At 41.4% G+C, this 11,525-nt stretch carries 9 protein-coding genes; 1 reads left to right on the forward strand and 8 read right to left on the reverse strand.

Annotated elements, in window-relative coordinates:
• Nucleotides 1-36: 36 nt before the first annotated feature.
• The 8 genes from csm5 to SGRA_RS00945 form a co-directional block, all read right to left on the reverse strand.
• Entirely contained in the window at nt 37-1,251 is a 1,215-nt protein-coding gene (gene csm5, locus SGRA_RS00905) for a type III-A CRISPR-associated RAMP protein Csm5 (RefSeq protein WP_014373202.1), read from the reverse strand.
• On the reverse strand, nt 1,251-2,351 hold the full coding sequence (csm4, locus tag SGRA_RS00910) for a type III-A CRISPR-associated RAMP protein Csm4 (RefSeq protein WP_014373203.1): 1,101 nt from the start codon (nt 2,349-2,351) through the stop codon (nt 1,251-1,253). Before csm4 ends, csm5 begins: the two co-directional genes overlap by 1 nt.
• 49 nt (nt 2,352-2,400) lie before the next feature.
• Nucleotides 2,401-3,147 (reverse strand): type III-A CRISPR-associated RAMP protein Csm3, encoded by a 747-nt coding sequence (gene csm3, locus SGRA_RS00915; protein ID WP_014373204.1) that lies wholly within the window; start codon nt 3,145-3,147, stop codon nt 2,401-2,403.
• 44 nt (nt 3,148-3,191) lie between these two features.
• Complete coding sequence (csm2, locus tag SGRA_RS00920; RefSeq protein WP_014373205.1) at nt 3,192-3,662, reverse strand: type III-A CRISPR-associated protein Csm2; 471 nt, start codon at nt 3,660-3,662, stop codon at nt 3,192-3,194.
• 13 nt (nt 3,663-3,675) lie between these two features.
• Nucleotides 3,676-6,390, reverse strand: coding sequence for a type III-A CRISPR-associated protein Cas10/Csm1 (cas10, locus tag SGRA_RS00925; protein WP_148268236.1), 2,715 nt, complete (start codon nt 6,388-6,390; stop codon nt 3,676-3,678).
• A 1,029-nt stretch (nt 6,391-7,419) separates the two neighbouring features.
• The gene (locus SGRA_RS00935) at nt 7,420-8,040 is read right to left on the reverse strand and encodes a CatA-like O-acetyltransferase (protein WP_014373209.1); all 621 of its coding nucleotides are present in this window, start codon (nt 8,038-8,040) and stop codon (nt 7,420-7,422) included.
• Between the two features lie 54 nt (nt 8,041-8,094).
• Complete coding sequence (locus tag SGRA_RS00940; protein ID WP_014373210.1) at nt 8,095-8,733, reverse strand: ABC transporter ATP-binding protein; 639 nt, start codon at nt 8,731-8,733, stop codon at nt 8,095-8,097.
• A 1-nt stretch (nt 8,734) separates the two neighbouring features.
• Nucleotides 8,735-10,108, reverse strand: coding sequence for a TlpA family protein disulfide reductase (locus tag SGRA_RS00945; protein ID WP_014373211.1), 1,374 nt, complete (start codon nt 10,106-10,108; stop codon nt 8,735-8,737).
• A gap of 356 nt (nt 10,109-10,464) precedes the next feature.
• On the opposite strand from SGRA_RS00945, the gene SGRA_RS00955 reads away from it, so the two are divergent.
• A complete protein-coding gene (locus tag SGRA_RS00955) occupies nt 10,465-11,412 on the forward strand; it encodes a magnesium transporter CorA family protein (protein WP_014373213.1) in 948 nt (315 codons plus the stop codon).
• Nucleotides 11,413-11,525 lie beyond the last annotated feature (113 nt).

The raw sequence follows: 11,525 nt of genomic DNA on the forward strand, positions 1-11,525 counted from the left end.
TTCGATTAGAAGTTAGGTTTTCAGACTAATACATATTTATTTTTTCAATTCCCAATTGAGCTCTAAAAAGCCTGTAGGAATTCCATTTTCATTTAATTTTCTAGTTTTTGGAAAGAGTAGTTCATCAGGATATCGACCTCTACGAGAATTCCGCTTAACAGCTATCCAATCTCTTTGAGAAAGCACCTCTTCATCATTTTTAGTATAAGCTGCGGCCCAGCCGCCTGTCATACTTTCCCAACCTGAGCCAGCTCCCACTCTAAGAATACAACTGCTAGCTTTTTGATCAATTAAATCTAAAAGCCTTTGTTCTATTTTTTCTAATGCTGGCATATAGTCGCCAATGGGAAGAGGGTTTCCCTCTGCATCCCAAAAGTCCAGTTCATTCTGAACCAAGCGCAATGTATGTTTATTAATCAGTAGGCATAAGGCCTGATGATCTTCTAGCAACTTTATTTTAGAGGCCTTCATAATAGGAGTCCGCATGTTTTGAATTGCCTTGATTAAAGAACTGGGAATGCGAATTTCCGCACGGGCTCTTGAATCTGTAGGTACTACCTCCCAAAACGAAGACTGACGAAACTTTTCGCCCCACTTATCTCGATATAAGTTGATAATTCGACTTTTAATGACTGTCGTATTCGTTTTAAATATCGCATCTCCTACTTGTAAAAGTCTCAAGAGATCATTGTTAGGATCTTTGCCAAAGATCTTTTTTTGAAGCTGGCGGTCAGACATTCGTCCACGACGATTCTTAAGTAAATCTCCATAAAGGTGAACCTCTTCATTAAGAATAGCTGTAGCAAAAAGCGCTGTACGTAGGCTTCCTTTTAAAGATGATCCTGGTAGTGCCGGAAAAAGCTGACCAAAATGAAGCAAATGCAGCTGTTCTTTTAACTCATTTCTCGATGGCCGATAATCTAAATCCCGAATATTATCGGGCAAATCAATTTGTCGGCTGCAAATACGGCTGGAATCAAAAACATCTCGTTGCTTTAAGAACTGGCTTAAAGCACCTGCCCCTTGATCAATAACATTGACTAAGTCATTTACCTCCGTAATACGGTAAATACCTAGCGCCTCTGCTAACTTATTTAAGTCAACTAGCCCTAATTTTTGCTCTTGAGGAAAATGTATATAATCAAAAGGAGGCTTTAAAAACTGGCCGCTGCCAATATGTAGTGGACTTAAACAGCGAATCTGCAATTCATAAACCTTATTCTTTGCGGCTTGATAGCGATCATTATTCATTAGGCTTCTGTTTTTGATAGAGAAATAGGCAGCATAATAGGATTGGTCGCTCGCCAAACAGGATGAAAAACCTTTGTTTCTTTAGGGTTTAAATTATGTACTTGCCCCTGAGGTTCGACCTCAGTTCGTAAACAAGCAGCAAGTCCAAAAACATATAATCCTGCTTTTCGAAAACCCACAGCATTACTTTCTGCTTCACAATCCGTTACTGTAGAGATATAGCCTCTTAATTTATTCAGCTGATAATAACTATCCTTTAAATCAATTTGATTTAAGTCTTCTTTTGAGGGAGAATAAGTACCTAGGCTAATGTAGTGTTGACTATTAGCGCCTGCTTTTTCAATATTCATTCTTTGCGCCTCTACCTCCGCTTCAAAGTGACCATGCCCAGTGCTTCTGTCAGTACCAATTCCTTGATCCGCTAACAAACGAAAAGCAGCTTTCACCTTTTTTAAACTGTCTTCATTTTCTGTTTGTAAAATAAAAAACAGCCCACCTTCTTCCTCAAAAAAGATCTTATCCATGCTGTAAGGAGTAGCCTGAGCTCCCTGCTCTAAATACACATGATCTACGATATCCGTTTTCTTAATTTTAAGGCCTTTATTCTCTGCCTTTAATTCCTCCAACTTTTTCCTTACCGCCAAAGTGCATTTAGACTTAGAGTACAACAGCTTATAATCAGCAGTTAATGCTAAATCATTTAATTTCTCACCTTTTAACAAAGCAAAAAAGCAACCTTCTTCCAAAAAGCTTATTTTCTTCAGCTCTTTTTCTGTAAGCCCTGATGACTCCTTTAATTTATCTAGCTTGAAGGGCAACTCATAGGGAAAAGAAGCGGGTTTAGGATAAAGCCTAATTTTAGTCCCCTCTTTTTTATCCTCCCAAAAAGGAAAGGCTGAGCTTAGACGAAAACTATTCATAAAAGCTAAACCTCTGGCAGGATCGGCCAACTCATCAAAAAGTTGTAGTGCAGCAGCAAAGAGCGCAGACTGTATGCGATCAGAACTTAAATCTTTTTCTGAACGATCATAGCGATTGGGAATTCCTCTAGAAAGGTGTAAACCGCCCTTAAAATTTTTCAAATAAAATCGGTAGTACATAGAAGTAGTGATCTATCAATTGAAAGGATATTAAAGTAAAATGCTAAGACTAGACTAACTGCTCAAGTACAGCATATTTATTCTTCAAGGCATCAAGGTCTACAGATTCTTCTTCTCCTCCCAAGTAAAATTTTACTGATCGCTTAGTAATACTCTGCAGCTGAATTTTAATCTGGCCGCTTCCTCTTGAGCCATGCCCTCCTAAATAATCATCTTGTAGTAAAGCCATAGCCGCAAATAGGTTAGAAAGTAGTTCGTACTCATGTACACTACTAATTTCATCTCCTTCATGAATATTAAGCACCATTTCAAAATTAAACTTGGCTCCAGCAGGAACTCGTTCTAGTTGTCTTGGCATAGCCGCAGAAGTGATTCGGTCAATTACTACCTCTGTTTTGATTTCAGCAAATAAAGCTTCAGTTTGGTCAAGCTCATCAATAGAATCTTCATCCAAGTAAGCATCCCGAACTAATACACGAGAAGGAATTTGACTCCTCTCCCCATTTGCATTTCCAAATAGCTTTACTGAAATATTCTCAGAATTTTCGGATGGCCCATTTTTCACCTTTCCCATTGACGTATTCCCAATTTGCCCCATTGCTAATTCGAGTAAAGAGCGTAACTTTCCCTTTAATGAGCTTCCTGGAATATAAGGCTGATTATTAACTGGATGGCGAACAACTGAATTATCAACCCCTCCAATAGAAAGACTGTTATTTGTCCCTCCAATATGTAATCCTGTTAGCAAAATAATACTACCTTTTAAAACCTGTTTTTCTTTAATTTTATATGTCATGATTCTTTGTATTAAAAGTGATCCACAATTTTAGATTAAAAAGCTTAAGCTCGGCCTCCACTTGCTTTATGAAATGCCAGAACAGCTTCAAACAAATCACAAAAACGCCAAAATGCCTCTTTAAACTTTTTTGTGTCAAGCACCCCATTATGCTCTCCGTGCTCTACCACTGCTTTGTGCATTTCCTCAAACGCCTCCCTAAAAAGCCTAAGCCCTTTCCATTTCCCGATTTCTCGGTGAGCTGCATAAGCCACCTTAGGACGAAGTAATAGAAAAGATCTATACGCCTTATCTATTTTTTCTTGTTCAACCTTTCCTTTTTTTTCTTTAGCAATCGACTCTCTCAAAGAGACTCCCTTTATTGTAGCCTGAATCCGTTTCACTTCAGAGTACACATTTCGAATTTGAGAAGTTGTCATCTCGTGCTCAACTAAGGCCGCACCTAGTTGCTCTGCATATTTGATCCCCAGACTAGTTAGCTTCCCCTTAATCCAATCTTCATTAAATTTAATCATAACAAATATTTATTTATTGGTTCATTTCTCTAGCATCCTCTGCTCGAGTTTCAAACTCTGCCCAACGAGCAGCCACATTCAATAACTCTAGAAAATGATAATGAGACTTATGCTCAAAATTATCATCTCCATTTACTCCAGTATATTTATTCGTAAATATTCCTGCCTTAATTTTTTCTAGTGCATTTTTAGCCTTTAGTATTTCTTCTTTATTTTCTGGGGCTTCTAGTCCAGAGTCATTATAGCTTTTACTCAAGCGGCCCAAATCATAAGCAGCCATCCATATCCAACGAGGAGATTTTTTTTCTCCATCATATTCCTCCATCATTTTATAGTAGCCCTGAATCCGGCCCAAGATACTTCTGGGTAACTTTCCTTTTTGCTTAGCCAGCTTATCCTCTTCGACTTCCGTTAAATTATTGTAGAGGTGGTATACCAACTTAAACTCTGTATCCCAATGCAAAGGATGCTTTGAAAAAAATGCAATACTATTTTTCTTTCGAAGAGCTTCCTTGCCATCTTCCTCAAACTTATGTTTTTTAGCCTGCTCCTCTAATTTCCCAGCAATTTCAGCAGCCTTCAAAATGGGAAACTTTTCTCGCACAATAGCCAGTCCGCCAGACAAAGTCAAGCGATCTTTTTCTGCTAGTGCACAACCAAAGCGTTCAAAGTCGTCCTTAATCTTTATGGCCATCTCCATTAAGATGTTCCAACGCCCCACAATAAAAAGATCATCACCACCAGCATAAATAATTTGACTGTACTCGCTGATTTTCTCCCCAGACTTTTCATCTGTTTCTTCATCTTCCCAAATGCGATTCAACCAGCCCTTAAAAAACCAATCTAATTGATGTGAAACAGCACTATAATAAGCCAAACTTAAATGGGGCCGTACTGATTTCTGTTCCGCATTGATATAGGGAATATGTTTTTGAAAGGTTGCGCCCAAACCATCTACATCCATACGCAAAACACCTAAGCGGGTAAACAAACCTTCCTCTAGTTTTTCTCTATTCTTATTTTTAAGTTGTTCTTCCTGCTGCTCTGTAAGTAGGTTACTCGCTAATTCTTCAAAAGTTTTTGGTCGAATTTGGTAGGGTCGATTAGGTTTAGGATTAGATGCATCCTTGATTTTTGCAATAGAGTTTCCCCCATAAACAGTAATAAAGTCTACTGTTTTAAGCTCCGCCCCAATAGATGAACTACTTTTTTCATCTACTTTTTTCAAGGCCCAAATAGTTTGCACCCTACTTCTGTCTAATTTATTCCAAAGCTCATTTCCCTTTGTAATAAATACATCTACCGCAGCTAAACCATATTCTTTAGCATAGCGCAAAGGCTGAAGATGTGCAGAAGACTCGCGAGGAGAATACCTAGTTATTCCTCTATCCGTTTTCTTTACAAATAGAACTTCATCCAACTCCTCTATTTTTTCATCTACAGAAAAAACTAAATACTTAGCTTCTCGTAGTCTTCGCCCCGCAATAATCTGCATGGCGCTATCTTCAGACAAAAAACTATCGCCCTCAGCTTCATCAGACTCTAAATTGCTTTCATCTTTTAGAAAATAGCTGGGCTCTATAGTTTCAGTTTCATCTTCTGTTCTGTCCCAAGACCAAATCCTCCTCTCATTCGCTGAAATCATATCCCCCGTCATAACATCATGCCGTTGAGCAGAAATCTCCTCCTCTATTGGGTCAAAAAAATGAGCCGTATTTTTTATATGAAAAGCAAGTTGCCGCTTTTTTGCTCGACCAATTTTTTCTTGAAAAAGCTCCTCTATAGCCTGAGTTAAGCCCTCTGGTTTTGACTGGTTCAAATCGGCTTCCGCTACTGGCTGATAAGCCATTATCACAGATAACTTTTCAGCATACTGCTTAAATAAAGCTTTTTGCAAACGTTGAATAAAACTTCCCTCTCCTTCAAGATCTAAGGTAGCTTGCAACTTTTTTGTATGTGGGAGCAAAAGAAAGAAGTTTCCTCCAGAAGCATAAATTACCTGCCCATCCACAAGTTCTAGTTCTTTCATCAGTAGCTGCAAAACAACATCTCCCAACAACTGAATATAAAAACTCCGCCCTTTTAGGTTTTTAGAGGCATTCTTACTCGCAATTCCATAAATATAATTTTGGATACCTGAAATATCCGCTCGAACTAATGCAAAGGCTTTTTCCTCTTGCTGTTCTTCTTGCTCCAATTGGCAAAGGCTATACACAACAGCAGCACGCAAACGGTTGAAGTCAAAGAAAGAAACATCAGCATGCGCCTGACTCACTGAAGGTAAGCGAGAAGCATAGTGCTCTAATAAGGTATGCAGTTTTATGCTATACCTTTTCAAATCCTTAAGCCCAGTAGTAGGCAGCTCATCCACATCCTTTTTAAAGTCCTTCCACAATTCTGCTTTTGCTGCTTCGGCACCTTTTATTTCCGACTTTTTCAAAGGAAAACCCTTGCTATCTAATTCTTGTACAGACGGAAAAATACCATAAGCTCTTTTTTTCTCTGGATTTTTCAAGCCTTCCATTGGAGACATCAAAACTTCATGCTTTGCATGAACATCTGCTCCAGCAGCAGCCAGTTTACTCGCTCTAGCCAAAAATTGCTGATAAAGTTCTTCCTGTCCTTTTATATATTCAGCCCGTTTCGCTTCCATTCCTGGAATATCTTCTAAAAGTGCTGCTATATATAACTTATACGCCTGCTCCTTATTCATTTGATGCTCCATCATTTTTCTAGTGTATAAACAAAAGAGACCTACAGCAATCAATTTATAATTGCTGTAGGTCTATAGGTCTTTATTTTTAATATAGGTTTCCCACCACGATTTATCTGTTTTGTCTTTAGGTTCCCCCAAATTAACTTTCCAAAGCAAAAAAAGCAAGTTTTGCCTTTATTTTTCACAAAAAAGGAAGTCGCTGTCCAGCCTATCTAGAATATTTTATTTTTTTCTGTTTTTTTTGGGGCTGCCCCTGCGCTTCGCTTGGGTCGGGCTATGGCGCAGCTCGCAGCTCTGCTCGGCCCTGCGTTTTTTTTCGCTGCGCTCAAAAAAACTGGGTCTGGCCTGCGGCCACTGCTTTCTATCCCTCAGCCGTTTGGCCTTCGGCCATAGCTGTAGGTTGAAACCTACAGCCATACAACAAAGCTATTTTACATCTATAGTGCGGGGAGGATTAAAATCCTCCACCGCTTTGAACATGGGCGTTTTTTTTCTTCGGCGGTTGGAGCAGATTATTTTTCTTTAGTATTTCTAGACCAGTGGGTTAAAACCCACAGCAAAAAAGAATGCCATTCTACAGCAAAAAAAATGAGCCGATGGTTAAAACCATCGGCTCATGAAGTGCAGTAGAAAAAACGTGATAAAAAAATCCATTCGTCGCCATTAGGCTAGCTTTTTCCCCAAAGAAATTTTTGGACTTGTTTTTTTATGGAGGTTTTTAAACCTCCATTTAAAATGAAATGCCTTTTTGTTGCCTGGCTGTAGGTTTCAACCTACAGACCACCGCAGTTTTTTTTCCAGTACAAAAAAATTCTATTGTTTTTTGCCCCAATGGCTAATTGAAAGCCGCTAATTGAAAGGGGGAATTGAGGGCCGAAGAAAAAAGAGTAGAGAAAAAAGACAGTTGTGCGGCCCAGCGCTGCGCAGGGGTGGCCGAAGGCCAGACCGAAGGCGGAACGAAGTGAAGCCTGAAGGGCCGAACAGACCTGTGAGCCCCGCAGCATAGCGGCGGCCAGCTTTGCTGGCCGCGGGCCCCAAAAATTACTGATCCAAAAATAATTGAAAGCGCTCTATAAATTGCCCAATATGATAGCCATCGAGCAAAGCATGATTGACGCTGATGGCTAAGGGCATGATCATTTTTTCGCCCCGCGCCAAAATTTTACCAAAAGATAAATGCGGAACACTCATGTCTTTGTCGCCAAAAAAAGGCTCTTTATGCGCCTTGAAATGCACCCAAGGAACAGCAGAACAATAAATGCAGCCCAAACTGCTGCGAGGCGGAAATAAATTTCGCGAATTAAATATCCGCTCTTTTTCTAAACGAAAACGCTCCGAAAAAAGCGCAAAATCCTCCGTATACTCCACATAAGAAAACCCAAAACTGTGATCGGGCCGAGCAATGGTGGCCGAAACATCTATGCGCTCGTAAATTCGGACCCGATCCCCTTCTATCCGATATTTTAAGGGCTCTATTTGGTTGATGGCCCGCAGACAAGCATGCAAATACAATAAAAAAACAGATTGCTTTTCGGCCTTGCTCCGAGCATAGATTTTTGTCAAATCCATCTCTACAGTTAGCGCAAAACTAGGGTCCTGAAATTTCCGAAAATGATCAAAAAGTTCTTTTCGATTCCAGTTTTCTATATCTAAATAGTTCATTTTCTTAGCTTAAAAAAGCGGCAGAAAAACTTTTGTTCTCCTGCCGCTTGGCCCCTAAAGGCGAATGCTTTTATCGTAGTTCAAAAAATAATCGTCGCCCAAACTGGCAATTAAAAAGCTGGCCTTTTCTTCCTCGCAACGGCGCTGAATCAATTGGCAAGCCCGGCGAATATTTTCTTGGTCCAAATGCGCAAAGGGTTCGTCCATCAACAAAAGGGAAAAAGGCTGACTAAGCGCCCGAATGATCGCAATCCGCTGCTTTTGCCCATAAGATAAAAGACCCGTGGGCCGATCCCAATGCTCCATCATGTCCAGTTCTTCAGCAGCAGCTTTGAGTTGGTCCAGATCCATGGCGGGATTCAATTCCTGCTTGAGGATGAGGTTTTCTGCCATGCTCAGCTGGGGAAACAAACGCAAATCCTGAAAAATAATGGCCAATTCCTTTTGCCGCAAAAGCGCCCAATCTTCCGCAGAAAATTGTCGAATATCCTGACCTTTCCAGGAAATTTGACCGCTATAATCCTGACGCAAACCATAGAGCAAATGCTGAAATGTGGTTTTGCCCCGCCCCGATGGGGCCTCCAAAAAATAAGCGGTGCCCTCGACTAAGGCCCAATCACAGCCCCAAACTTCAGAGCTCGATAAATCTTTTTCGGCTAAGGGGAGCGGAATTAAATTTGAAAATTGAAACATCCTATTTTTTTTCAAAAAGTTCGGCCAACTTGGCTTCCAAAGCCGGACCTCTTAAATTTTTGGCCAATACTCGGCCCTCTGCATCCAATAAAAGGGTAAAGGGAATGCCCCGAACGCCATATAGTTTTGCCGGTGCAGAACTCCAGCCCTTCAAATCAGAAACATGGTACCAGTCTAAACCGTCTTTTTCAATGGCCTTCAGCCAACGATCGCGATTGTTATCCAAGGAAACACCCAAAATTTCAAAGCCCTGATCTTTATATTTTTCATAGACTTTGCGCACATTCGGGTTCTCGCGGCGACAAGGCCCACACCAACTGGCCCAAAAATCAACCAACAACACTTTTCCACGCAAATCCGATAGCTTGAGCATTTTGCCCTCTGGCGTGGCCACCTCAAAATCAGGCGCCAAACCACCAATAGGAGCAGCTCCACGAACCTGAATAATCTGCTGCTGAATAAAATTGTCCAATACTTCCGATTTTCCGCCATGAATTTTCTGGTAACGCTCGGCATATTGCACAAATAATTCTTTTTGCTGAGCCGACAACAAGCCAAAGGCCACGCCCAACAAAGCCGATTGATGATGAGGACTCTCCTGCCCCACCGCATCCAAAGTTTTGTCCAAATAAGCCTGCACTTCTTCCGCCGATAAGCCCACCCGACTCACATTCGTCGCATAGCTTTTAATCGCCTCATAAAAGAAGGGAATCCGCTTGAAGGTCCCATCAGAAAGGTCCGTAAACTGAAAATAAGTTTGGGCCAAATAATCGCCCTCTCTTTGCTCCGCCGAACTTTTGTTGTTCTGATAAGACAAATAGGTATACAAGCCCACAATTTTGGCCAATTCGGGCTGCTCTTTCTTCAATTCCAACAAATATGACTTGCGGCGATAATCCAAAGCCTCCAGCTTTTTATCCAAATCCGCTAGCACTTTGGGCTCATTTACATTTTGCTTATAGGCCGAAATTAGGGCAAAAAAACTAGCACTTTGCTCCCGAATACTATCCAACATGGCCACAAAAGCCTGATTCGTCTTCGATTTTTTTATTTCATAGGCGTTAATGTCCTCACAAACGCCCGTCAAAATTACCTTTTTTTCATTGCCCAAATAAAGCGGCCGCATCTGGTTGAGCGAGGTCCCCAAATAATAGTTTCCTTCCTCCAAACTCCCACTATAACTATAGCGTTTTTCCGATTTTGAGCTCGTCAATTCCATCGCACTAAAAGGCTCCACCTGCGTGCCGGTCCACTGAAAGAGCTGCAAATTTTCTAGCTCACAATCAGCGGCTAGCTCCACTTCCAAACTCATTTTTTTTTGTGCGCTCAAACTACCTGCAAGCAGTAGGAGCAAAAACATCCAACTTTTTGACATCTATCTTTTTTTTACTGATTTTTTTTGATTCTTTTTTGGGGCTGCCCCTCGCCTTCGGCTCGGGTCGGGCTGTTTCGCAGCTCGCAGGTCTGCTCGGCCCTGCGCTTTTTTTCGCTACGCTCAAAAAAGCTGGGTCTGGCCTTCGGCCACTGCTGTCCATCCCTCAGCCGAGGCGCTACGCGCCTTGGCGGCGGCTTCGCCGCCTAAGCCAAGAAAACAACTAGCTAAAAGTACAAACTATTCTATGTATTTAAAAATTTGGGCTTTCCCTTAAAACTTGTTTAAAAAGTAATGGATAAATAAGCCCGAGCCTAAAGTTTATCCTTAAGTTTAGGCCTTCTGAAAAAATTGACCAAATGATTCGTTATTACCGCCTAAAAGACCGCAAATTGCAAGAGCTTCCTGAAATGCAGGCGCCTTGCTGGGTCAATATTTCGCCTCCCTTCAATATTGCCAGCATAGAAGCCCTAGCCGAAGAGCTAGAGCTCGATCTCGATTATCTGACCGACCCTTTGGATATTGATGAACGGACCCGTTTCGAGTTTAGCGATGAGGGCAAGCTCATTATCTTAAATACGCCGGTGCTCAATGATCATAGCACCGAAGAGCGCACCCTTTATATTACGGTGCCCATGGGCCTTATCTGGACCCCCGACTATTTTATTACTATTTCTTCTTATGAAAACTCGGTCTTGCAGAGCTTTTTGGGCCAAAAGGTCAAAGACTTTGATCCTAGAGACCCTTCTTTATTTGTTTTGCAAATTTTGGAACAAAACGTCTATGCCTATTTGCGCTGCCTCAAAGATATTAACGTCCGTAGAAATGTAGTGGAGCAAGAGGTCTATGAATCTTCTAAAAATCGGGACCTTAAGAAGTTGCTCAATCTAGAAAAGTCTTTGGTTTATTTTGTCACCGAGCTCACCACCATCAATCAGTTGATGAGTAAGATCCAGCGGACCAATTTTTTGGGCATTCGTGGCGATGAGGAAAAAGAAGACCTCTTTGAGGACATCCTCATTGATAACCGCCAAGCCTTGGAGATGGCCCATATTTACTCCAATATTTTGGGGGGCACCATGGAAGCCCTGGCCTCTATGATTTCTAATAACTTGAATGAAGTCATGAAGCGGCTCACCGTCATTACCATTGTGTTGATGGTGCCCACCTTAGTGGCTAGTTTTTATGGCATGAACGTCAGTTTGCCCATGATGCATCATCCACATGCCTTTTGGGCCTTGATGGGTATTGCCGTGCTTATTTCTATTATTTTGGTCCTCTTCTTTAGGAGCAAAAAACTGTTTTAGGTCCAAAAACTGCGAAGCCTAGAGCCTTGGCCCTAGGCGCCCCTAGGCGGCCTAGCGATGTGCAAGGGTGGCCGAAGGCCAGACCGAAGCGCGCAGCGCTGAAGGGCCGAGCA

The organism is Saprospira grandis str. Lewin (assembly GCF_000250635.1).
GTDB classification, from domain to species: Bacteria; Bacteroidota; Bacteroidia; order Chitinophagales; family Saprospiraceae; genus Saprospira; species Saprospira grandis.

What these genes read in the sequence shown, in the direction of transcription:
- csm2 (WP_014373205.1), bottom strand. Translation starts at nt 3,662, where the DNA reads ATGATTAAATTTAATGAAGATTGGATTAAGGGGAAGCTAACTAGTCTG.
- SGRA_RS00945 (WP_014373211.1), bottom strand. Translation starts at nt 10,108, where the DNA reads ATGTCAAAAAGTTGGATGTTTTTGCTCCTACTGCTTGCAGGTAGTTTG.
- csm5 (WP_014373202.1), bottom strand. Translation starts at nt 1,251, where the DNA reads ATGAATAATGATCGCTATCAAGCCGCAAAGAATAAGGTTTATGAATTG.
- csm3 (WP_014373204.1), bottom strand. Translation starts at nt 3,147, where the DNA reads ATGACATATAAAATTAAAGAAAAACAGGTTTTAAAAGGTAGTATTATT.
- SGRA_RS00940 (WP_014373210.1), bottom strand. Translation starts at nt 8,733, where the DNA reads ATGTTTCAATTTTCAAATTTAATTCCGCTCCCCTTAGCCGAAAAAGAT.
- SGRA_RS00955 (WP_014373213.1), top strand. Translation starts at nt 10,465, where the DNA reads ATGATTCGTTATTACCGCCTAAAAGACCGCAAATTGCAAGAGCTTCCT.
- SGRA_RS00935 (WP_014373209.1), bottom strand. Translation starts at nt 8,040, where the DNA reads ATGAACTATTTAGATATAGAAAACTGGAATCGAAAAGAACTTTTTGAT.
- csm4 (WP_014373203.1), bottom strand. Translation starts at nt 2,351, where the DNA reads ATGTACTACCGATTTTATTTGAAAAATTTTAAGGGCGGTTTACACCTT.
- cas10 (WP_148268236.1), bottom strand. Translation starts at nt 6,390, where the DNA reads ATGATGGAGCATCAAATGAATAAGGAGCAGGCGTATAAGTTATATATA.